Origin of the sequence: Rhodococcus sp. 14C212 (genome assembly GCF_011058195.1) — a bacterium.
In the GTDB taxonomy this organism is placed as follows: domain Bacteria; phylum Actinomycetota; class Actinomycetes; order Mycobacteriales; family Mycobacteriaceae; genus Rhodococcus; species Rhodococcus aetherivorans.
The window spans coordinates 1-21,356 of the sequence record NZ_JAALEH010000099.1 but is presented as its reverse complement, the minus strand read 5'-3'; the positions used below and the strand labels follow the sequence as shown (position 1 = coordinate 21,356).

At 72.4% G+C, this 21,356-nt stretch carries 19 protein-coding genes and 1 pseudogene; 12 read left to right on the top strand and 8 right to left on the bottom strand.

From position 1 onward, the window contains the following. Positions 1-190 (bottom strand): annotated as a pseudogene (locus G6038_RS26370) (hypothetical protein); the annotation flags it as partial. Positions 191-431: 241 nt separating this feature from the next. Next, on the bottom strand, positions 432-1,745 hold the full coding sequence (locus G6038_RS26365) for an acetyl-CoA C-acetyltransferase (RefSeq protein WP_165041241.1): 1,314 nt from the start codon (positions 1,743-1,745) through the stop codon (positions 432-434). A 130-nt stretch (positions 1,746-1,875) separates the two neighbouring features. On the opposite strand from G6038_RS26365, the gene G6038_RS26360 reads away from it, so the two are divergent. Next, positions 1,876-3,222 (top strand): 3-oxoacyl-ACP reductase, encoded by a 1,347-nt coding sequence (locus G6038_RS26360; protein ID WP_165041239.1) that lies wholly within the window; start codon positions 1,876-1,878, stop codon positions 3,220-3,222. After that, positions 3,222-4,079: a MaoC/PaaZ C-terminal domain-containing protein gene (locus G6038_RS26355; RefSeq protein ID WP_165041243.1), complete on the top strand. Its 858-nt coding sequence runs from the start codon at positions 3,222-3,224 to the stop codon at positions 4,077-4,079. The genes G6038_RS26360 and G6038_RS26355 overlap by 1 nt, the downstream gene beginning before the upstream one ends. 103 nt (positions 4,080-4,182) lie before the next feature. Here the strand turns inward: G6038_RS26355 and G6038_RS26350 are convergent, their stop codons facing one another. Further along, complete coding sequence (locus tag G6038_RS26350; RefSeq protein WP_165041237.1) at positions 4,183-4,668, bottom strand: SRPBCC domain-containing protein; 486 nt, start codon at positions 4,666-4,668, stop codon at positions 4,183-4,185. Next, a complete protein-coding gene (locus G6038_RS26345) occupies positions 4,665-5,039 on the bottom strand; it encodes a metalloregulator ArsR/SmtB family transcription factor (RefSeq protein ID WP_165041235.1) in 375 nt (124 codons plus the stop codon). The genes G6038_RS26350 and G6038_RS26345 overlap by 4 nt, the downstream gene beginning before the upstream one ends. Before the next feature lie 198 nt (positions 5,040-5,237). Between G6038_RS26345 and G6038_RS26340 the strand changes: the two genes are divergently transcribed. From G6038_RS26340 to G6038_RS26325, 4 genes are read left to right on the top strand one after another with little or no spacing between them, the layout of a single operon-like run. Next, the gene (locus tag G6038_RS26340) at positions 5,238-6,461 is read left to right on the top strand and encodes an alkane 1-monooxygenase (RefSeq protein WP_165041233.1); all 1,224 of its coding nucleotides are present in this window, start codon (positions 5,238-5,240) and stop codon (positions 6,459-6,461) included. Continuing rightward, on the top strand, positions 6,461-6,622 hold the full coding sequence (locus tag G6038_RS26335; protein WP_165041231.1) for a rubredoxin: 162 nt from the start codon (positions 6,461-6,463) through the stop codon (positions 6,620-6,622). The genes G6038_RS26340 and G6038_RS26335 overlap by 1 nt, the downstream gene beginning before the upstream one ends. Position 6,623: 1 nt before the next feature. Continuing rightward, positions 6,624-6,809, top strand: coding sequence for a rubredoxin (locus G6038_RS26330; RefSeq protein ID WP_165041230.1), 186 nt, complete (start codon positions 6,624-6,626; stop codon positions 6,807-6,809). Next, a complete protein-coding gene (locus tag G6038_RS26325) occupies positions 6,806-8,047 on the top strand; it encodes an FAD-dependent oxidoreductase (protein ID WP_165041228.1) in 1,242 nt (413 codons plus the stop codon). The genes G6038_RS26330 and G6038_RS26325 overlap by 4 nt, the downstream gene beginning before the upstream one ends. An 8-nt stretch (positions 8,048-8,055) precedes the next feature. On the opposite strand, the gene G6038_RS26320 is transcribed toward G6038_RS26325, so the two are convergent. Further along, positions 8,056-8,664, bottom strand: a complete 609-nt coding sequence (locus G6038_RS26320) for a TetR/AcrR family transcriptional regulator (RefSeq protein WP_006940279.1) — start codon at positions 8,662-8,664, stop codon at positions 8,056-8,058. Positions 8,665-8,731: 67 nt separating this feature from the next. Then, a complete protein-coding gene (locus G6038_RS26315) occupies positions 8,732-9,913 on the bottom strand; it encodes a glycoside hydrolase family 3 N-terminal domain-containing protein (protein WP_165041226.1) in 1,182 nt (393 codons plus the stop codon). A gap of 100 nt (positions 9,914-10,013) precedes the next feature. Between G6038_RS26315 and G6038_RS26310 the strand changes: the two genes are divergently transcribed. The 4 genes from G6038_RS26310 to G6038_RS26295 all read left to right on the top strand — a co-directional run bounded on the left by G6038_RS26310 (position 10,014) and on the right by G6038_RS26295 (position 16,237). Further along, a complete protein-coding gene (locus G6038_RS26310) occupies positions 10,014-10,481 on the top strand; it encodes a universal stress protein (RefSeq protein WP_165041224.1) in 468 nt (155 codons plus the stop codon). A 44-nt stretch (positions 10,482-10,525) separates the two neighbouring features. Further along, the gene (locus tag G6038_RS26305) at positions 10,526-11,608 is read left to right on the top strand and encodes an isochorismate synthase (RefSeq protein WP_165041222.1); all 1,083 of its coding nucleotides are present in this window, start codon (positions 10,526-10,528) and stop codon (positions 11,606-11,608) included. A 149-nt stretch (positions 11,609-11,757) separates the two neighbouring features. Beyond that, complete coding sequence (locus G6038_RS26300; RefSeq protein ID WP_006940271.1) at positions 11,758-11,931, top strand: DUF2613 domain-containing protein; 174 nt, start codon at positions 11,758-11,760, stop codon at positions 11,929-11,931. Between the two features lie 109 nt (positions 11,932-12,040). Continuing rightward, positions 12,041-16,237 carry an alpha-(1->3)-arabinofuranosyltransferase gene (locus tag G6038_RS26295; protein WP_346772926.1) on the top strand — a complete coding sequence of 1,399 codons (4,197 nt, stop codon included), beginning with the start codon at positions 12,041-12,043 and terminating at the stop codon, positions 16,235-16,237. Here G6038_RS26295 and G6038_RS26290 read toward each other — a convergent pair. Further along, positions 16,173-17,342 (bottom strand): acyltransferase, encoded by a 1,170-nt coding sequence (locus G6038_RS26290; RefSeq protein ID WP_165041218.1) that lies wholly within the window; start codon positions 17,340-17,342, stop codon positions 16,173-16,175. The two genes, G6038_RS26295 and G6038_RS26290, sit on opposite strands and share 65 nt — an antisense overlap. Positions 17,343-17,533: 191 nt before the next feature. Between G6038_RS26290 and G6038_RS26285 the strand changes: the two genes are divergently transcribed. Beyond that, entirely contained in the window at positions 17,534-18,754 is a 1,221-nt protein-coding gene (locus G6038_RS26285; protein WP_165041216.1) for a DUF3068 domain-containing protein, read from the top strand. Positions 18,755-18,855: 101 nt separating this feature from the next. Here the strand turns inward: G6038_RS26285 and G6038_RS26280 are convergent, their stop codons facing one another. Beyond that, positions 18,856-20,091: a polysaccharide biosynthesis protein gene (locus G6038_RS26280; protein WP_165041214.1), complete on the bottom strand. Its 1,236-nt coding sequence runs from the start codon at positions 20,089-20,091 to the stop codon at positions 18,856-18,858. 87 nt (positions 20,092-20,178) lie between these two features. Here G6038_RS26280 and G6038_RS26275 point away from each other — a divergent pair. Beyond that, a partial coding sequence (locus tag G6038_RS26275; protein ID WP_165041212.1) for a hypothetical protein occupies positions 20,179-21,356 on the top strand: 1,178 nt, incomplete at its 3' end.

Here is a 21,356-nt window from a genome sequence, read left to right as displayed (position 1 = left end):
CCCGCAGGCCGTCGCCGGCCGCGTCGCCGGCGACGGCCTGCGGGGGTGGGGTGGGCTCGGCGCTCGCGACGGGGACGGCCTCCGTCCGGTCGGCAGCGGCGTCCTGGGGCGTCGCCTCCGGCTCGGGGACGGCGGACCGAACCTCGTCCTGGCCGTCCTCGGGGTCGTTCGTCCCGCTCTTGCCGCTCACCCGTGTCCTTTCACCGGGGTGCGCCCCGGATCGGGCGCACCACTCGGTATCCAGCCTAATGTCGGGTCCCAGCGCCCCCGAGCCGATGGGCGGTCCGAGCCCCCGCGGCGAAGCGAAAGACCTCGCGCTGCCGCCAGGTCGGGGGTCAGGCAGCAACGCGAGGTCGACTGGTTTATCGGCGGCCCCGCCGGGGCGTTACAGACTTCCGGGATTTTTTCCGGACGGGGCCGCCGCGGTCGGCTCAGGCCTCGAGGATGGCGGTCACACCCTGCCCACCTGCGGCGCAGATGGAGATGAGGCCCCGCACAGGCTTGCCGGTCTCCTGCCGCTTCTCATGCAGCATCTTCGCCAGGGACGCGACGATGCGGGCGCCCGTCGCGGCGAACGGGTGCCCGGCCGCCAGCGACGAACCGTTGACGTTGAGCTTGCTGCGGTCGATGGACCCGAGCGGAGCGTCCAGACCGAGCCGGCCCTTGCAGTACTCCTCCGACTCGAACGCCTGGAGCGTGGCCAGGACGACGGAGGCGAACGCCTCGTGGATCTCGTAGAAGTCGAAGTCCTGCAGTGTCAGGCCGTTGCGCTTCAGCAGCCGCGGGATCGCGTAGGTCGGGGCCATGAGCAGGCCGTCGCCACCGTGGACGTAGTCGACGGCCGCGGTTTCCGAGTCCACGAGGTAGGCGAGCACGGGCAGCCTGCGCTCCGCGGCCCACTCCTCCGACGACAGCAGCGCTGCCGACGCACCGTCGGTGAGCGGGGTCGAATTGCCCGCGGTCATGGTGGCGCCGCCGAGCTCGACGCCGAACACCGGCTTCAGGCCGGAGAGCTTCTCGACCGTCGAGTCCGGGCGCAGGTTGTCGTCGCGGGTGAGGCCGAGGAACGGGGTGACCAGGTCGTCGAAGAAGCCACGGTCGTAGGCGGCGGCCATGTTGCGGTGGCTCGCCGCGGCCAGCTCGTCCTGGGCCTCCCGGGCGATGCCGAATTCCTTGGTGGTGATCGCCGCGTGCTCGCCCATCGACAGACCGGTGCGGGACTCGCCGTTGCGGGGGATCTCGACGCCGAGCATCGACGGCCGGACCTGGCCGAGCAGCTTGATGCGGTCGCCGGTCGAGCGGGCCCGGTTGAGGGAGAGCAGGAACTCGCGCAGCTCGTTGTTGACGCCGATGGGGGCATCGGAGGTGGTGTCGACGCCGCCGCCGATGCCGGCCTCGATGCGGCCGGCGGCGACGGCGTCACCGACGGAGACGATCGACTGCAGGCCGGTGCCGCAGGCCTGCTGCAGGTCCCAGGCGGGGGTGTGCGGGTTCAGCGCGCTGCCGAGTACGCACTCGCGGATCAGGTTGAAGTCGCGGCTGTGCTTGAGGACGGCCCCGCCGACGACGGCACCGAGCCGTTCTCCCTGGAGGTTGAACCGGCTCACCAGCCCGTCGAGGGTGGCGGTGAACATGTCCTGGTTCGACGCGCGGGCGTACTTGCGGTCCGACCGGGCGAACGGGATCCGGTTGCCGCCGAGGATTGCGACACGGCGCAGCTGCGTGGAACGAGCGGTGGTGGTCACTGACGTCTCCCGGGATGCTGGTGGATACAGACTCTGGCTACTATTCTTACTCGCGAGTAAGTTCGTTGTCGACACCACACCGTCGGCCCCTCCCGACAATACCGACGTCCGAACCAGAGAAGGTGGAATCGTGGCTGAAACCAAGAGCGCCCCCGGCCTCTATGCCCAGTTGATCGGGTCCGCGCCCGGAGCATTCCTCGCCAAACAGTTCGGCCTGCCGAAGCCGGAGAAGCTGCGCCGGTACGAGCCGGGTCAGCCGCCGCTGGCCGGCCCGCTGCTCGTCGGGGGCAACGGCCGCCTCGTCGAACCGATCCGCACTCTGCTGACCGACTACCCCTTCGCCGATCCTGCCGACACCGCGTACGGTGCGCTCGTCTTCGACGCCACCGGCATCACGGACGTCGCGGGCCTCGAGCAGCTGTTCACCTTCTTCCAGCCCGCGATCAAGGGTCTCGGCCCGAGCGGGCGCGTCGTGGTGCTCGGCACCACCCCGGAGGAAGCCTCCTCCGTGGACGAGCGCATCGCCCAGCGCGCGCTCGAAGGCTTCACCCGCAGCGTCGGCAAGGAACTGCGCCGCGGTGCGACGGCCCAGCTGGTGTACGTCTCCCCCGACGCCGCCACCGGCCTGCCGGGCCTCGAGTCCACGCTGCGCTTCCTGCTGTCCGCGAAGTCCGCATTCGTCTCCGGTCAGGTGATCCGCGTCGGCGCCGGCGACGCGAGGGCGCCCGAGTCGTGGGAGCGCCCGCTCGCCGGGAAGGTCGCCGTCGTCACGGGCGCGGCCCGCGGGATCGGCGCCACGATCGCCGAGGTGCTCGCTCGCGACGGCGCGCACGTCGTCTGCGCGGACATCCCCGCGGCCGGCGACGCCCTGTCGCAGACCGCGAACAAGGTCGGCGGCGTCTCCCTCGCCCTGGACGTCACCGCCCCCGACGCGGGCGACAAGCTCGCCGAGTACCTGCTCGAGCGGCACGGCGGTGCCGACATCATCGTCCACAACGCCGGCATCACCCGCGACAAGCTGCTCGCCAACATGGACGCCGCGCGGTGGAACGCCGTGATGGCCGTGAATCTGCTCGCCCCCCAGAAGATCACCGAGAAGCTGGTCGAGAAGGGCGCGTTGAAGGAGGGCGGCCGCGTGGTCGACGTGTCGTCGATCGCCGGCATCGCCGGCAACCGCGGCCAGACCAACTACGGCGCGTCCAAGGCGGGTGTCATCGGCATGGTGCAGGCCACCGCGCCCGTGCTGGCCGAGAAGAACATCACCATCAACGCCGTCGCACCCGGCTTCATCGAGACGGCCATGACCGCAGCGATTCCGGTGGCCACCCGCGAGGCCGGTCGCCTCATGAGTTCGCTGCAGCAGGGCGGGCAGACCGTCGATGTCGCCGAGACCGTCGCCTGGTTCGCCAACCCCGCGTCGAGCGCGGTCACCGGCCAGGTCGTGCGCGTGTGCGGCCAGTCCATGCTGGGGGCGTGATGGCTGTCGTCGAACTCTCCTCGCGCCCTTCGACTCTCGACGTCTACGCGCGGGCGGTGCTGTCGGCGCTGCCCGTCGTGGGCGCCTCGGGCGACCGCCTGCCCGACGACACCCTCGTGCTGCGCGGCCTGCGCGTCGACCCGGACAACCTGGCCGAGTACACGAAGGTATGCGGGCTGCGCTTCGGCGACACGCTGCCGCTGACCTACCCGTTCACGCTGACGTTCCCCGTCGTGATGAAGCTGATGGTGTCGAAGGGCTTTCCTTTCGCCGCCGTCGGTTCCGTCCACGCCGAGAACGTGATCGAGCAGTTGCGGCCCGTGTCCGTGACCGAGCCGCTGGATCTGAAGGTGCATGCCGAGAACCTTCGGGAGCACCGCAAGGGCCTGCTCGTCGACCTGGTGAGCGAGATCAGCGTCGGCCGGGAGCTGGTGTGGCGGCAGACGTCGTCGTTCCTGCACCAGCAGCGCACCTCGCTGTCGGATCAGCCGAAGCCCGAACCGAGCGCCGAGGAGATCCCCCCGGTGCCGACGTCGACGCTGCGGGTGGACCAGAAGACGATCGACCGCTACGCATCGGTCTCGGGTGACCGCAACCCGATCCACGTCTCCCGGCTCGGCGCCAAGGCGTTCGGGTTCCCCAAGCCCATCGCGCACGGCATGTGGAGCGCGGCCGCGGCGCTGCGGGCCGTGGAGGGCCGCATCCCGTCGCACGCGACGTACTCGGTCCGGTTCGGCAAGCCGGTCCTGTTGCCCGCGACCGTGAACCTGTACGCCGCGCGCGCCGCCGACGGCTGGGACCTGGCGCTGCGCCACCCGAAGAAGGGCTATCCGCACCTCACCGCGACCCTGCGCTGAGAGCGGCTGCGCCGCAATCGCTCCGAGCGAATGTATCGTCGAGTCGGACTGAGGAGATCAACGATACATTCGCTCGGTCACGGCGGCGGCGTGCCCCGGCGGCTCAGCCGGCGAGCAGAGCGTCCATCTGGCCGACGGCAAGCCGCAGGCCTTCTTCCATGCCCATGCCGGCCAGTTGTTCCATCTGCTCCCGGGACGCGAACGCGGAACGAATCTGCATCCGGGTGCCGCTGTCGTGCTCGACGAGCTGCATCTGCACCGTGGTGGTCGGCATCTCGAGGTTCGGGGTCCCGTCCTCGTCGGCGAACCCGTCGGTGAATTCCAGGGACTCGGGCGACTCGACCGCTGTGACGTTCCACCAGCCTCGGTACTTGTCCCCCTCGGGACCGGTCATGAAGTACGTGACGGCGCCACCCGGGACCAGATCGTGCTGCTCGACGGTCGCCGGGTGGGTCGGCGGTCCCCACCACCGCTCCAGCTGCCGGGGGTCGGCCCACAACTGCCACACCCGTTCGAGCGGTGCGGGGAAGTCGGCGATCAGGGTCAGGGTCAGGGTGTCGAAGTCCTTCTCGACGCTGGTCACACTCATCGTTGTCGTCCTTTCCTCGGGTCGTTCCGGGCCGGATCCGGTTCCTCGGTGAGCAGGGTGGACATCCGATCCACTCGTCCGCGCCAGGCGCCCTCGAGCTGGTCGAGCACCCGCCGGGCCGTGTCGATCGCGTCCGGGTCGGTGTGCACGAGTTGCTCCCGTCCGCGACGTTCCTTCCTGACGAGGCCGGCCCGTTCGAGCACCGCCACGTGCTTCTGCACCGCCGCAAAGCTCATGGGATAGGCCTCGGCCAGTCGCGACACCGACGCCGCGCCCCGCGTGCAGCGCTGCAGGATGTCCCGCCGGGTGGCGTCCGCCAGGGCGTGGAACAGCTCGTCCACCGCGTCTTCACGAATCCGATCTACAACCATTTGGTTGTAGATTAGCCGGGCGACGCCCGCTTGTAAAGGAGACGGCGGAGCCGGAGGGCCACTCCGACCCCGCGGGTTTACAAAATATGAGTTTTTGTCTACCGCTCAGACCCAATATCATGTACTGTCCACATCACAGTGAGCTGGCTCATACCGGCTCCTCGAACTGGACGCTTCACGGGACTGGGAGGTCGAACGGTGACGACGTCGGACATCGGGCGGTATGCGCAGACGCCGGTGGAACAGTGGCGCGATCGCAAGCGGTATCTGTGGCTCATGGGGCTGATCCCGCCCACGGCGATCTTCCTCGCGACCACACTGGTCTGGGGATTCAACCAACTCGGCTGGACCGCGGTCTCGCCGATGTGGTGGTGGATCGGTCCCCTGCTGGTGTACGTGCTGCTGCCGATCCTCGACCGGTTCTTCGGCCCCGACGGGCAGAACCCGCCGGACGAGGTGATGGAGATGCTCGAGAACGACAGGTACTACCGGTACTGCACCTACGCCTACATCCCGTTCCAGCTGGCCAGCCTCGTCTTCGCCTGCTACCTGTGGTCGACCGGGAACCTGTCCTGGCTGGGGATCGACGGCGGCCTGGGGCTGATCTCGAAGATCGGCCTGGCGTTCAGCGTCGGCATGATGGGTGGCGTCGGGATCAACACCGCCCACGAGCTCGGCCACAAGAAGGACGACCTCGAACGGTGGCTGTCGAAGATCACCCTGGCCCAGACCTTTTACGGCCACTTCTACATCGAGCACAACCGCGGCCACCACGTGCGGGTGTCGACCCCGGAGGACCCGGCCTCGGCCCGCTTCGGCGAATCGTTCTGGACGTTCCTGCCGCGCAGCGTGTGGGGCAGCCTGAAGTCCTCGTGGGAGCTCGAGAAGGCCCGCCTGCAGCGTCTCGGCAAGAGCCCGTGGACCCTGCGTAACGACGTCCTCAACGCGTGGGCGATGTCGGTGGTCCTGTTCGGAGTGCTCGTCGCGGTGTTCGGCCCGGTGATCATCCCGTTCCTGATCCTGCAGGCCGTCTACGGCTTCTCCCTGCTCGAGACGGTGAACTACCTCGAGCACTACGGGCTGCTGCGGCAGAAGACCGCCACCGGCCGGTACGAGCGCTGCACCCCCGCACACAGCTGGAACTCCGACCACATCGTCACCAACATCTTCCTGTACCACCTGCAGCGGCACAGCGATCACCACGCGAACCCGACCCGCCGTTACCAGACCCTGCGGAGCATGGACGGCGCCCCCAACCTGCCCAGCGGCTATGCGAGCATGATCGGGCTGGCCTACATCCCGCCGCTGTGGCGCAAGGTGATGGACCACCGCGTCGTCGAGCACTACGACGGCGACATCACCCGCGCCAACATCCAGCCGAGCAAGCGCGGCAAGGTCCTCGCCGAGTACGGGGCGCAGTGATGGCCGCCTACGAGTGCCCGGTGTGCAACTACGTCTACGACGAGACCGTAGGCGCGCCCCGCGAGGGCTTCCCCGCCGGCACCCCCTGGGACGCGATTCCCGACGACTGGTGCTGCCCCGACTGCGGGGTCCGCGAGAAGATCGACTTCGAAGGACGCTGATATGACCACCGACTACAAGCTGTTCCGTTGCCTACAGTGCGGATTCGAGTACGACGAGGCCGAGGGCTGGCCGGAGGACGGCATCGCCCCCGGCACCCGGTGGGACGACATCCCCGACGACTGGTCCTGCCCGGACTGCGGCGCCGCCAAGTCCGACTTCGAGATGGTCGAGGTCAGCCGGACATGACCGAGACTGTCGTCGTCGTCGGCACCGGGGTGGCCGGCGCGACCGCCGCACAGACCCTGCGCAAGGAGGGCTTCGCCGGGCGCGTCGTGCTGATCGGCGAGGAGGTCGCGCTGCCCTACCGGCGGCCGGTGCTGTCGAAGGACCTGCTCGCCGGCAGCATCACCGCGGAGCGGGCACAGCTCGAACCGGCCGGCTACTGGGCCGACCACGACATCGACCTGCGCACCGAGACCCGCGTCGTCGAACTCGACCCACTGCGTCGCCGGATCCGGCTGTGGGACAACGAGATTCTCGACTACGACGCGGTGATCCTGGCGACGGGCGCCCGCGCCCGCCAGCTGGACCACGACGGCGGGGACCGGGTGCTGAGCCTGCGCACGGCCGAGAACATCGCCCCGCTGCGGGCTGCGATCGAGACGCACCGCTCGCTCCTCGTCGTCGGCGCCGGTCTGATCGGCTGCGAAGTCGCCTCCACCGCAAGGGAACTGGGAGCCGAGGTCACCGTGCTCGAGAGCGCGCCGTCGCCGCTCGCCCGCATCGTGCCGCCCACCGTCGCCGAGATGTACGTCGGCCTGCACGCCGAACGCGACGTGCCCGTCCACACCGGCGTGGCGCTGCGCTCCCTCACCGGCGACGACGACGGGGTGCAGGCCACCGCCGCGGACGGGCGTGCCTGGACGGCCGGCGCCGCCCTCGTCGCGGTGGGCTCGGTGCCGGACACCGCGCTCGCCCGCGCCGCCGGGTTGACCGTCGACGACGGCATCGTCGTCGACGAGGCCTACCGCACCTCCGTCGCGGGGGTGTACGCCGCGGGCGACGTGATCGAGCAGCCCAACCCGGTGCTCGGCGGCCGGCACCGCACGGAGAACTGGAACAGCGCCCGGGCCCAGGGCATCGCCGCCGCGAAGTCCGTACTCGGGCAGCCGCTCGGCGCCGCGGAGGTGCCGTGGGGCTGGTCCACCCAGTACGGGCACAACCTGCAGTTCGCCGGCTGGTCCCGCCACGACGACGACTACGTGGTGCGCGGGTCGATCGAGGGCCGGGACTTCACGGCCCTCGCGCTGCGCGGCGACCGGCTGGTCGGGGCGATCGCCCTCGGGCGCCCGAAGGACATCCGCATCGTGCGGCAGCTCGTTGCCGCCGGCGCGGCGGTCGATCGCGCCGCGCTCGCGGACGAGTCCGTCGCGCTGGGCGACGTCGCGGGTCGTCGCGCGGCGGCCGCGCCGGCATCGCTGTAGCGGGCTTCTCAGCCTTGGTGGTCGGTGCGCTTCTTGCCGGCCAGACCCCGCCAGGCCAGGTTCTCGAGCAGATCGGCGGCCTTCTCCACGTCGATCTCGCCGCCGGCGATGCGGTCGGCAACGGCCTCACCGGCACCGACGAGCGCAACCGCCATGATGGCGAAGTCGGTTCCCGGCTCCGGATCGCGTGTGCTCGACTCGAGCAGGTGCGCGGTGAGCTCGATGAGCCGGTCCCGGCTGCTGCGCACCTGTCCGGCGAACGCCTGCTGGGACATCGCCTGACGGTAGAGCACCATCCACGAGTTGCGGTGGGCGTCGACGAACCCGAGGAACGACTCGAGCGCCACCCGCAGCTGATCGCGCGGCGTGAGCCCGGGATCGCCGGCGGGCGTCAGGGCCTCGACGAACCGCTGCCCTTCCCGGCTGATACACGCGGCGAACAGTTCGTCCTTCGAGCCGTAGTACAGGTAGAGCATCGGCTTGGAGATCTGGGCGCGGGCCGCGATGGCGTCCATCGAGGTATTGTGGAACCCGTTCTCGGAGAAGACCTCCACGGCGGCGTCCAGCATCTGCTGTTCCCGCACCGCGCGAGGCAGTCGCTTGGTACCGCCGGCCATGTCTCCTCCAAGTCCCGATGCTCCCGGCTCCTTACTCTAGAGTAAGGAGCCGGTTTCCGACGCCGATTCAGCAGTCCAGCGCGCCCTTGGCGCGCGCCACGGTGCGCACCGCGTCGTCCACCCGCGCGGCCGGCAGCGCTCCCGTCGCCACCGCCTGTTCGAGATGGTCGAGCACCCGCGGAACGTCGTCGGTGGTCAGCCACAACGCCTGGTCCACCCCGGCGGTGAGCGCCGCCTGCACCGCTTCGGTGATGTCGTACGTGTCGGTGATCGCCCGCATGCCCGACAGGTCGTCGGTGAAGACCACCCCGTCGAACGGCGGGGCGCCGTAACCGGTTCCGGACCGCAGCAACTGCACCGCCTGCGGGCTGATGCTCGCCGGCAGTCCCTCGGTCAGCCCCGGCACGTCGAGGTGCCCGAGCATCACCGCGACCCCGGAATCCACGAGCTCCCGGTACGGCACCAGGTCCACCTGCTGCAGCTGGTCGAGCGGCGGCGCGGTGACCGCACCGGTGTGCGAGTCGCCCGAGGCCGAGCCGTGGCCCGGGAAGTGCTTGAGCACCGGCAGGATTCCCGCGTCGCGCAGGCCGCGCGCGTAGGCGTCGGCGTACTGCACCACCACCTGCGGATCGTCGGAGAAGGAGCGGTCGCCGATCACCGAGTCGTCCGGCTGGCTGCTCACGTCCACGTCCGGCGCGAAGTCGACGGTGACGCCCAGCTCGCGGAGCTCGCGGCCCCGCTCGAGCGCCATCCGGTACGTCTCCTCGACGGTCATCGTCTGCGCCGTCACCCGCGCCGACGGATCGGGGCCGAACAGCGCCCCCACGCGCGAGACCCGGCCGCCCTCCTCGTCGATGGTGACCATCAGCGGCAGCCGGCTCGCCGCCACCACCTGCGGGATCTCCCGGTTCGCCAGCATCGACACGTCGGTCCAGCTGCCGACGAAGATCCCGCCGATCTGTTCGGACCGCACCGCATCGAGGGCGTCGGCGGTGCCGGTGACACCGACGTTGAGCAGCTGGGCGAGCCGCTGCCGCAGCGTCAGCGACGCGAGCAGCTCGTCGCCGCAGGACGGTGCGGGCGACGCGGTCGCCATCGGGGCGGGCGACGGCGACTGCGCGACGGTCGACGTGGGCTGCGACGTCGCTGCGGCCGTGGGCTCCGGGGTCCGGGGCGCGTCCTGTCCCCCGCACCCGGCGACGGCGAGGACAGCCGCGACCGCGACGGTGAGGGTGTGACGGATCCGCATGGCCACCGACGGTAGCCGACCACCGCCGTGCCTGCCCCGACGACCCGTGGCGGCGGGTAAAGTGCCCCCCAAGGACCGCCACGACAGCAGGGGACGCGTGATGCCCGCAGATCTCATCCTCATCGCCTACGACGGCTCCGAGAACGCCAAGCGGGCCGTGCGGTACGCGGGGCGATTCCTCGCCTCGTGCCGCGCCGTCGTCGTCACGGCCTGGGAACCGATGGTCCGTCAGGCCGCCCGCATGTCCGGGCTGTCGGGGGTGATGCAGCCGGAGTGGGTACCCGACGAGGAAACCGAGGACGTGGCCCTCACCGACGCGAAGGTGATCAACGCCGAGGGACTCGAACTGGCCCGCTCCGTCGGCCTCGACGCGGAGGGCCGCACCCTCGAGGTGGTCAGTGCCGTGTGGACCGCGATCGTCGAGGCCGCCGACGAGCTGAACGTCGACATCATCGTCTCCGGTACCCGCGGCACCACGGGCCTGCGCTCGCTGCTGCAGTCGTCGGTGGCCGACCACGTGCTGCGCCACAGCCATCGGCCCGTGCTGATCGTCCCGCCGGGACGCTAGCCGCGGCGCGTCCCGGGCGCGGGCGGGGATATCGTCGACCCACCATGGACGGTTTCCTGCTCTCCCGCGCCGATCGCACCGTGCACACCACCGGGACGCGCCGCCGGTTCACCGACGTCGCCGAGGCCTCCCTCGCATTGCGCCGCGGCGAGGCCGACCTGATCGTGGGCGCGCTGCCCTTCGATCCCGAGCGCCCCGCCGCGTTGACCCAGCCGGATACCGCCGACGTGACCGACGCGGCGTGGCAGCCGCCGGACGCCCTGCCCGCCCTGCCGGCGGTGCGGCTCGCCGCGCAGACCCCGGCGCCGCAGCAGCACGTCGCGCGGGTCGCGGCGCTGCGCGACCGGCTCGGCCGCGGCGAACTCGACAAGGTCGTCGCCGCACGCTCGGTCACGCTCGTCTCCGAAACGCCCGTCGACCCGCTCGCCCTCGCGGCCCGGATGGCCGAGCGCCACCCCACCGCCCACGTCTACGCAGCGGATCTGAGCGCCGCCGGTGAGCGGTACCGCGGCCACACCCTGGTCGGCGCGACGCCCGAACTGCTGGTCAGCCGCCGCGGCGACGCCGTCACGTGCCGTCCGCTCGCGGGCACCGCCGCCCGCTGCGCCGACCCCGCCGCCGACCGTGAGGCGGGCCGGCAGCTGCTCGCCTCGGCGAAGAACCTCGCCGAGCACGCGTTCGTCATCGAGTGGATCCGTTCGCGCTTGACCCCGCTGTGCAGCGATCTGGAGATCCCGGGCACGCCCGTGCTGACCGCCACGAGCGACGTGTGGCACCTGGCCAGCCCGATCACCGCCACCCTGCGCGATCCCGGGACGGACGCCCTGACGCTGGCCGCGGCACTGCACCCGACTCCGGCCGTGGCGGGCACGCCCACCGAGGCCGCGCTCGCGGCGATCCGCAGCACGGAGGGCGACCGTCGCTTCTACGGCGGCGCCGTGGGGTGGTGCGACGGGGACGGCGACGGGGACTGGCTGGTGGCGATCCGCTGCGCCGAGCTCAGCGCCGACGGCAGGCGGGCCCTCGCGTGGGGTGGCGGGGGCATCGTCGCGGCGTCCGATCCGCAGGCCGAACTCGACGAGACCACCGCGAAGCTGCGCACACTGCTCGGTGTGCTCGGCCTCTAGGCCGCCGCGAGTGGAGCAGGCCACAGTTGCACCCGTGCGGGTGATACCTTGACGCGGAGCGCAACGACGCCGGACGGGTTCCGGCACCGTCGCGCATGAGGAATGTCGGCTGCACACGGAAGCCGACGACGGACGATGGGGAGATGGGTATGGCGAAGTTCCTGGGCCCGGGCCTGGTCAGCGCGGCGATCGGCGCCGTCCTCGGCGCCGTGGCGGTGTTCGGGGTCACGGCGGCGGTTCAGGAGAACACCCGCCCGGAGGTCGACCGCAGCGGCAACGCCGATTCCTCCCTCTTGAACCAGGTTGAGTACGGCAGCCGCTGACGGCGCCGTCCACGCGACGAGTTCACGCACTTCCCACGGCGCGGTGCCCCACCCCGGTGGGGCGCCGTCCGCCGACCCCCTCTCCAGGCGGTGGTTGTACGGGGCCGCCGTGGTGTCGCTGCTGTTGGCGTTCGCGCAGGCCCCCGGCCTGATCGTCGCCGACACCAAGTACGACCTGACCCAGAACCCCCTCGGGTTCCTCACCCGCGCCGCCCACCAGTGGAGCAGCCTCGCCCCGCTCGGCCAGGTACAGAACCAGGCGTACGGCTACTTCTTCCCGCACGGCTCCTTCTTCGCCGTCGGCCAGCTCCTGCACGTCCCCCCGTGGATCACTCAACGGGTGTGGTGGGCGCTGCTGCTGCTCGCCGGGTTCTGGGGCGTGGTGCGGCTCGCCGAGGCGCTCGGTGTCGGCAACCGTGGTTCCCGGCTGATCGCCGCGGCGGCGTTCGCACTCTCCCCCCGCGTGCTGACCACCCTCGGATCCATCTCGTCGGAGACGCTGCCGATGATGCTGGCGCCGTGGGTGCTGCTGCCACTCGTGCGCTACCTCGACGGCGACCGAGCGCTCTCGCACCGGCGGCGAGCACCGCAGCTCGCCGCGCAGTCCGCCGTCGCGGTGGCCCTCATGGGCGCGATCAACGCCGTCGCCACCGTCGCCGCGTGCCTCGTCGCCGGGCTGTGGTGGATCGCGCACCGCCCGAATCGGCGGTGGTGGCGCTTCACGCTGTGGTGGATCCCGAGCTGCGTCGTCGCGGTGCTGTGGTGGGTCGTGCCGCTGCTGCTGCTCGGCCGGGTCAGTCCCCCGTTCCTGGACTACATCGAATCGTCCGGGGTGACCACCCAGTGGACGTCGCTGGCGGAGGTGCTGCGCGGCACCGGCAGCTGGACGCCGTTCGTCTCCCCCGAGCGCATCGCCGGCGCGGTGCTCGTCACCCAGCCCGCGGCGGTCCTCGTCACCGGCCTGCTCGCCGCCGCGGGCCTCGCGGGGCTGGCGATGCGGTCGATGCCCGCCCGGGGGCGGTGGACGCTGATCCTGTTCGCCGGCATCGCCGGGCTGGCCGCCGGGTACGTCGGTGAACTCGGCTCGCCGATCGCCGAGCAGGTGCGATCCTTCCTGGATTCGGCCGGCGCCCCGCTGCGCAACGTGCACAAGCTCGAGCCGCTGGTGCGGTTGCCGCTCGTGCTCGGGCTCGCGCACCTGCTGCGCCGGGTGCCGCTGCCCGGCGCGGTGCCGTGGCGGCAGGCCCGGACCGCGTTCGCCCACCCCGAACGCCAGCCCATGGTCGCGTTCACCACGCTGATCCTCGTGGCGCTGACCCTCGCGACGTCGCTCGCGTGGACCGGCCGGCTCGCCCCGCGCGGCGCCTACGACGCGGTGCCCGGATACTGGCACGAGACCGCCGCGTGGCTCGACGAGCACACCTCGGCCCGCGGGGAACGCGCGCTGATCGTGCCGGGCGCCCCGTTCGGCAGCCAGATCTGGGGCCTGACCCGCGACGAGCCGATCCAGCCGCTCGCATCGACGCCGTGGGCCTCCCGCGACGCCGTGCCGCTCGTGCCGCCCGGCGCGATCCGGGCTCTGGACGCGGTGCAGCGGCACATCGCCGCCGGCCGGCCCACCCCAGGCCTGGCGGCGACGCTGCGCGGCCAGGGCATCGGCTACGTGGTGATCCGCAACGACCTCGACCCGGAGACGTCGCCGTCGGCGCGGCCGGTGCTCGTGCACCGCGCGATCGAGGGCTCGCCCGGGCTCGTGCGGGTCGCCGAGTTCGGCAACGAGATCACCCGGGACTTCGAGGAGGGCTTCACCGCCGACTCGGACCTGCGACCGGCATACCCGGCGATCGAGATCTACCGTGTGGACGTGCCCGGCGCACCGGTCGGCCCGTACGCCGTGGACGCGGCCACCGTTCCCCGCGTGCAGGGCGGCCCCGAGGCTCTGCTGCGGCTCGACGACGCCGAGCCGCGGAACACCGGCCCCGCGCTGCTCACGGCCGACGCGAGCCGGGCCGGCCTGCCCGTCGACGACGTCGTCGTCACCGACACCCCCACCGACCGGGAGACCGACTACGGCCAGGTCGACCACCACAGCTCGGCGATCCGCGCCGCCGGCGACCCGCGGCGCACCTACAACCTCGTGCCGGACTACCCGGTGCCGGACACCGACCTCGTGCGCGCCGAGTGGGAGGGCGCGCGGATCAGCGTGTCCAGCTCCGCGTCGGACGCCACCCAACTCGGCGGCACCTCCGTCGGCAGCGGGCCGGCGGCCACCGTCGACGGCGACCCGACCACCGGCTGGCACAGCAACGGCCTCGAGTCCGCGGTCGGGCAATGGCTGCAGCTCGACCTCGACCGGCCCATCGAGGCGGGGCTGCTCCGGCTGAGCACCAGCCCCGGCGCGCTCGGCACCCCGGTGAAATGGCTCGAGGTGACCACCGACCGCGGCAGCACCGCCGTGCGCATCGAGAAGCCCGGCCGGGAACAGACGGTGGCGCTGCCGCTCGGACGGACGACCTGGATCCGGATCACCTCCACCCGCACCGAGGACGGTTCCGTGGGCAACCAATTCGGGCTGACCGAGGTGGCGGTGGACGACTTCACCGACCGGGACAACCCCCGGCCCGTCGACATCCGGCAGCGGATCGTGCTGCCGGACGTCGCCGCCGGGGCCGCCGTGCGGGGCTGGAACCTCGGCCAGGAACTGCCCGGCCGCGGCGGTTGCGTCGACACCCCCGACCGGGTGCGGTGCGCGCGGGGTCTGGCCGTCGCCCCCGAGGAGCCGAACGTCTTCACCCGCACCCTGTCGGTGCCCGAGGCGACGTCGGTGGCGCCGCAGCCGTGGGTGCGGGGACGGCCCGGCCCGGCACTCGCCGAGGTCGCCGCGCTGCCGGACCGGGTGGTCGCCCGCGGTGCCGCCGACGTCGTGGACCTGCAGGGCTCCGCGTTCGCCGCCACCGACGGTGATCCGCGGACGACGTGGACGGCATCGGAGGAGGCGGTGCGCCCCGGGGCACCGCGACCGACCCTCACGCTCGACCTGCCGTCCCCGCAGCTGGTCACGGGCCTCGAGGTGGCGTCGAGCCCGGGACCGCTGCCGGCGCGGCCGACCCGCATCGCCGTCGACCTCGGCAACGGCCCGCAGGTGCGCGACGTCGAATCATCAACGGCGACAGTCGATCTCGAACCTCACGTGACGGACCGGGTGGTGCTCAGCCTGGTCGGCTGGGACGACGTGCTGGACCAGACCGTGCTCGGCTTCGCCAAGGTCGGCCCGCCGGGGCTGGCGGAGGTGACCGTGCTCGGCCCGGACGGGCCGATCGGCCCGCAGGACCCGGTGTACGAGCGGCAGGTCACCGTCGGGTGCGACGCCGGGCCCGTGCTGACCGTCGACGGCCGCACCTACCGGACGTCGGTCACCGCGACCGTCGCGGACCTCGCCGCGGGGGTCGAGGTGCCCGCCACCCTGTGCGACGAGACCGTCGCGCCGCTGCCCGCCGGGCACGTCGACGTCGAGACGGACCCCGGCCAGGCGTTCACCGTCGGGACGCTGCGGCTGCCGGTGCCCGGCGCCGTGAGCCCGCCGTCGCCCGAACCCACCGAGCTCGCCGTCGGCACCTGGACGGAGAACCTGCGCGAGCTCGAGGTGCCCGCAGCCGAGCGGGAGCGGATCGTCGTCGTGCCGGAGAGCACCAACGTCGGCTGGGTCGCCACGGCCGCGGACGGCACCGAACTGACGCCCGTGGTGGTCGACGGCTGGCAGCAGGGCTGGGTCGTGCCCGCCGGGGTCGGTGGCACCGTGACGCTCGAGTTCGCCACCGACCGCTGGTACCGCCTCGGCATCTTCGGCGGTCTGCTCCTGCTGCTGCCGCTGTTCGCGCTCGCGGCGTGGCCGCGCCGGAGGCCCGTCGCCGACCCGGGGCCGGCACCCGGGGTCTGGGGCAGTACCACCGTCGGCTTCGCCGGCGTGCTGGCCGTCGCGACCCTCGCGGCCGGTGCGGTGGGCGCGACGACGACGATCGTCGCGGCGGTGGCGATCGTGGCGGTGGGCGCGCGCTGGGGCCGCGACGTCGCCGCCCGCACGCTCGTCGTCGTGACCGGGGTCGCGACGATGCTCGCGATGGCGCTGCTGTCCACCGGGCCGTGGCGCGCACCGGGCGGCTACGTCGGGCACTCGTTCGCGATCCAGTTCGCCGCGCTGTGCGGGCTCGTCGCGCTGGGGCTCGCGGCGCTGCCGGTCTCGCTCAGGGCGCGGCGGAGTCTGCGACGCGTTCTGCGGTGGAGGCGACGCGGCGCTGGCGGCGCCTGACCTCCCGGCGCACCGGCTCCTCGACGAGCGCGTAGCTGACCGACGCGACGGCAATGCTCAGCACCAGCGTGACCGCGAGCACGAACCAGAAGTCGCCCTGGAACGGGATGAGTCCGAAGACCGGGAAGACGATGGACAGCACGGCCAGGTGCCAGATGAAGATGCCGTACGACCATCGGCCCACGGTCAGCGCCGGCCCGCTCGCCAGGATGCGGTGCTCGGCGCGCGGCGCGAGGACGAGCGGCGCCAGCAACGCGAAGCTCATCAGCGCGCCGAGGAGGATCTTGCCGTTGTACTGCCACGGATCGAGCGTCACGAGCCCCTCCGGCCCACCGAGGGACGTGGTGGACAATCCGAATGCGGCCACGGCGATCGCCGCCATGAGCACCCGGCGGGAGGCGAGCCGGTGCACCCAGGTCCGTTCGCCCGACACGAGTTCGGCGAGCAGCATGCCGGCGCCGAACCACGGCAGATAACCCGGCAGCCAGTTGTCGTGGTTGATGTGGCCCGGGGTGGGGACCGGTAGCCACGCCCACACCAGCGACAGCGCGCTCACGGCGAGCAGCAGCGGGACGCGGAACCGGGCCCGGTCGCCGCGCAGCCCGGCGAGCGCCGCGGCGAACAGCGGCAGCAACAGATAGAAGGCCACCTCCACGGACAGACTCCACATCTGGGTCAGTCCCTCGGTGAGGCTCAGCGGCACGAAGACCTGCACCAGGGTCAGGTTCGCCAACCAAAGCCGCCAGCCGCTGCCCGCCCCGGGCAGCAGGAGCAGCACGACGCACACCACCACCCAGTACGCGGGCAGGATGCGGGTGGCCCGCGACAGTAGGTAACGCCCGGCGGGCGGCGCGGTCCCGAGACCACGCGCGGCCGCCGCGTGCGGCCGCCACAGCAGGAAGCCCGACAGCGCGAAGAACAGGGCGACGGCCAGGTCGAACCGGCCCCAGATGCGGCCGAGCACCGGATCCTGCACAGCCCCCGTCTGGAACGCCACGTGCGTGATCAGGACACCGACGGCGGCGAATCCGCGCATGCCCTCGAGCGCCGGCAGGAAGCCGGAGATCGCGGGAGCCGGGGCGACGGGCGGGGCGCTGCTGGTCATCGAGGACAGTCTGCCCGGTGGGGTCGTGGCGCGGAAGCCGGGATCTCGAGTCCGCGCGGTGGCGCGCGCCGGGCGACTGCCCTGTTAGTGTCTGGGCTCACGTGGTATTCGCGAGCCGGATGCCAGGCGATCCGTGCAGACCGGCTGCCGGTGGGGGTACTCGATGGAACCGTTGAGTGAGGAGACACAGCATGGCTGAGCGTTCGGGCTCGGGCCGGAAACTGGCATTGGCGTTGGTGGGCCTGGGCGCCTTCCTTATTGTGGCGGCGATACTGATCCCGACCTATACCGTCGGCAAGCTCGCCAAGACGCCGCTGGATCTCGAGGTGACCACGGTCGCCGAGGGCACCGGCGACATCCTCAACGCGCGGGCGTTGCTGTCGGGGCGGGCGCAGGTCGACACCGACGTGCCGATCGTGGCGCAGCGGTTCGTCACCGTGGAGGAGCCGTCGGACGCGGACATCATGACCCTGCAGGCCGGCCAGACGGTCCGTCGCCTGGACATGCAGGGTGACACGGGCCTGGTCTCCGCCACCGTCGACCGGGTCACCGTGGACCGGGTCAGCGGCATGCCCGTCACCCAGGAGGAGAACCCGGACGCGGTCAGCACCATCCAGACCTCGGCGACGGCGCCGCCGGCGGAGATCCCGAACCGCGACGGCCTGCAGTACCGCTTCCCGTTCGGCACCGAGCAGAAGTCGTACCCGTACTTCGATCTGAACGCGCGCGAGACCTACCCGATCGACTACATCGACGAGACCGAGATCAACGGCGTCAAGGTCTACCACTTCCGGCACGAGGTCGGGCCGGTCGACCTGTCCACGGTCGATCCGTCGGTGCCGACCTACAAGCTGAGCCTGCCCGCCTCGACGTGGGGTGTCGAGGGCGGTGAGACACCGGTGACCATGACCCGGTGGTACACCAACGTTCGTGACCTGTGGGTCGAGCCGGAGACCGGCGTGGTCATCAAGGGCCAGGAGCAGCAGTACCAGTACTACGCCCGCGAAGCGAACCGTCCCGAGGTGACGGTGCTGCAGGTGAGCCTGCCGTTCAACGAGGACACCATCGAGTTCCAGGTGGAGCAGGCCAAGAACGGCATCGACACCCTCAACCTCTTCGGTCGCACCGTGCCGATCATCCTCGGCATCCTCGGTCTGATCTCCCTGATCGCCGGCATCGTGCTCGGCCTGCGCGGCGGCAGCGGCCGCACCGGCCGTCCCGTCGCCGCGACGGGTGGCCCGACCGCCCCCGCCGGCCCGGCCCACGCCGCGCCGGCGCAGCGCGACTGGACCAGCGACCGCACCGAGGAGATCCCCCGTACGGACGCTCCCCCGCAGCAGCGGGACTGGACCACCGACCAGACGCAGGAGATCCCGCGCACCGACCTGCGCAAGGAACCGCCGCAGCAGTAGGCACGCGCGCCGATGCCCCTCCCCGATCCGTTCGGGGAGGGGCATCGGTGTTCTCGCGGGCGCGATCGTTCCGCAGGCGGGCGACCGAATGTCACACGGGGTCAGTTGGATCGAACAGCTGTCACATTCGGCCCCGCGGGGTGGGCCGCGCGGACCGCCAGCACGGAGACCACCGTGGCGGTGAGGGCCGCGACGGACACGGCGACGAGCACGAACTGCCGGGTGGTGGACGCGACGGTGAGCATGAGGGCGGCCTCCACCACGAGGCCGACCCACGCGACGGCGGCGAGATGGGTGCGCTCGCCCGCGATCGCGGACAGCAGCGCCCCCTGCAGTACCGCCAGGCACGCGCCCTGCAGCGCGAACAGCCACAGCAGCGACTGCACGGGGGCGTACGCGTCGCCGACGAGCAGCGGGACCAGCGGTGCACACGCCGCCGCGCCGGCGACGAGGACCGCGCCGATCCCGACGAGGACGGCCAGGGCGGATCGGACGGCGGCCGCGGACTGGGCGGGGTTGGCCATCCGCGGGTACAACACCACCCCGACGGCCTGCGGCAGCCAGAACGCGACCTTCGTCGCGACGGCACCGAGCGCGTACAGCCCGGCATCCTCCGGGTCGAGCACGGCGCGGGCGAGCAGCAGGTCCAGCGACGTCAGGGCGATCAGCGCCAGCTGCACCTGGGAGGCGCGCAGCACCGCGGGCACGCCGACCGCCGGGGCGGCACCGGACTCCTGTCCCGCCGGGGAGCGCGACACGAGTGCGGCGGCCCCGACTGCGACGAACCCGGTGCCGACCGCCCCGGCGAACAGCGCCGCTCCCGGCCCGCCGCCGACGGCGAGCACCGCGACGGCGGGCACGACCTTCGCCACGCCCGCCGCGGCGAGCACGACGCTGAGCGCGCCGAACCGTCCCCGCCCCTGCAACAGGCCCTGCTCGGCGGCGAGCAGCACCAGCAGTGGGGCGGTGACGAGCGAGCCGAGGGCACCGGCGACGCTGGTGTCGAGAGCCCACGCGACGAGCGGCACGACGGCCAGCGCGACGAACCCGGCGAGGCCGGCGCAGCGGTACCCGAGACGGCGCAGGGACGCGGTGCCGGCACCGAGCACGGTCTCCCGGGCGACGACCGTCTGCAGGGCGAGCGCCGGCACGGCCAGCACCAACTGGGCGGCCAGCAGACCGGCGAACTCGCCGTACCCCGCGGGGCCGAGCCACTGGGCGGCCGGCAGGTGCAGCAGGTAGGAGGCCAGGTTGGCGGTCATGGCCCCGGCGGTCACCATCGTCATCCCGGCGACGGCGGTTCCGGTGGCCGAGCGCGGCGTCTCAGGTCGCGGCATCGGACCATGGTTGCACGCCGCCGGGTACGGGCGACGAGGCACCGGATCCGGACCGGGGTGCCGGGGCGGGGTGGGTATTGTGCGGCCATGCCCAGGCCGGTGTCGCTGTGTCCCGCTGTCCCGGCCCTCTACAGCCTCGCCTTGGCGGTCGTGGTGCTCGGGCCGCTGCTCACCTCCCCCGGTTACCTGCTGTTGCGCGACGCGGTGAGCACCCCGCGGTCCTTCCTGACGGATTCGGCGCTGGGGCTGACCGACGCGGCGGCGCGGGCGGTGCCGCAGGACGTGTTGCTGGCGACGGCGAGTTCGGTGGTGGACGGCGGCGTGGTGGTGACGGCGCTGCTCACCGGCGCCCTGTGGGCGGCCGGTTGGGGCGGTGCCCGCCTGGTGGCGGTGCTGTTGCCGGCGGCCGGTCCGGCGGCGCGGCTGGTGGCGGCGACGGTGTTCGTGTGGAACCCGTACGTGGCGGAGCGGCTGCTGCAGGGGCACTGGAGCCTGCTGGTGGGCTACGCGGCGCTGCCGTGGACGGTGGTGGCGTCGGTGGCGGTGCGACGGGATGCCCGCTCCGGGTGGGCGTCGCTGGCGGTGTGCCTGGGCGCGGCGGGGCTGACGCCGACGGGTGCGCTGCTGGCGTCGGTGACGGCACTGGCCGTGCTGGCCGCCCCGGGCGGGCGGTCTCCGCTGCTTCCCCGTCTCGCGGGCGCCGTGGCGCTGGCGGCTGCGGTGGCGGCGCCGTGGCTGGTGGCGACGGCCGTGTCCGGCGGCGCGGGCGACGGGTCGGATCCGGCGGGGGTGCGGGCGTTCGCGGCGCGCGCCGAGCCCGCGCTGGGCACCCTCGGCAGCGTGGCGGGGCTCGGGGGCATCTGGAACGCCGATGCGGTGCCCGGTTCGCGGGCGACGGTGTGGGCGCTGGTCGGCACGGCAGCACTGCTGCTGGTGGTGGCGTGCGGGGTGCCGGCGCTGTGGCGGCGCCGGCGCAACCCGGTGCTCGGGGTGCTGACGGCGCTGGCGGCGGTCGCGGTGCTCGGTCCGGCCCTCGCGGCGACGGGGACGGGGTTGCGGGCCGGAGCGTGGGCGATGGTGCACGTGCCGGGCGCGGGTCTGCTGCGCGACACCCAGAAGTGGGTGGCATGGGCGGCGCCGCTGTACGCGCTGGCTGCCGCGGCAGGTGTCGGCACGTTGCGCGGGCGATTCGGCGGCCGGGCCGGCGCCTGGGCCACGGCGGCCGTGCTGACCGTGCTGCTGGCCCTTCCGGATCTGGCGTGGGG

What these genes read in the sequence shown, in the direction of transcription:
- G6038_RS26290 (WP_165041218.1), bottom strand. Translation starts at nt 17,342, where the DNA reads ATGACCAGCAGCGCCCCGCCCGTCGCCCCGGCTCCCGCGATCTCCGGC.
- G6038_RS26280 (WP_165041214.1), bottom strand. Translation starts at nt 20,091, where the DNA reads ATGCCGCGACCTGAGACGCCGCGCTCGGCCACCGGAACCGCCGTCGCC.
- G6038_RS26350 (WP_165041237.1), bottom strand. Translation starts at nt 4,668, where the DNA reads ATGAGTGTGACCAGCGTCGAGAAGGACTTCGACACCCTGACCCTGACC.
- G6038_RS26310 (WP_165041224.1), top strand. Translation starts at nt 10,014, where the DNA reads ATGCCCGCAGATCTCATCCTCATCGCCTACGACGGCTCCGAGAACGCC.
- G6038_RS26355 (WP_165041243.1), top strand. Translation starts at nt 3,222, where the DNA reads ATGGCTGTCGTCGAACTCTCCTCGCGCCCTTCGACTCTCGACGTCTAC.
- G6038_RS26335 (WP_165041231.1), top strand. Translation starts at nt 6,461, where the DNA reads ATGGCCGCCTACGAGTGCCCGGTGTGCAACTACGTCTACGACGAGACC.
- G6038_RS26325 (WP_165041228.1), top strand. Translation starts at nt 6,806, where the DNA reads ATGACCGAGACTGTCGTCGTCGTCGGCACCGGGGTGGCCGGCGCGACC.
- G6038_RS26320 (WP_006940279.1), bottom strand. Translation starts at nt 8,664, where the DNA reads ATGGCCGGCGGTACCAAGCGACTGCCTCGCGCGGTGCGGGAACAGCAG.
- G6038_RS26305 (WP_165041222.1), top strand. Translation starts at nt 10,526, where the DNA reads ATGGACGGTTTCCTGCTCTCCCGCGCCGATCGCACCGTGCACACCACC.
- G6038_RS26345 (WP_165041235.1), bottom strand. Translation starts at nt 5,039, where the DNA reads ATGGTTGTAGATCGGATTCGTGAAGACGCGGTGGACGAGCTGTTCCAC.
- G6038_RS26285 (WP_165041216.1), top strand. Translation starts at nt 17,534, where the DNA reads ATGGCTGAGCGTTCGGGCTCGGGCCGGAAACTGGCATTGGCGTTGGTG.
- G6038_RS26300 (WP_006940271.1), top strand. Translation starts at nt 11,758, where the DNA reads ATGGCGAAGTTCCTGGGCCCGGGCCTGGTCAGCGCGGCGATCGGCGCC.
- G6038_RS26315 (WP_165041226.1), bottom strand. Translation starts at nt 9,913, where the DNA reads ATGCGGATCCGTCACACCCTCACCGTCGCGGTCGCGGCTGTCCTCGCC.
- G6038_RS26330 (WP_165041230.1), top strand. Translation starts at nt 6,624, where the DNA reads ATGACCACCGACTACAAGCTGTTCCGTTGCCTACAGTGCGGATTCGAG.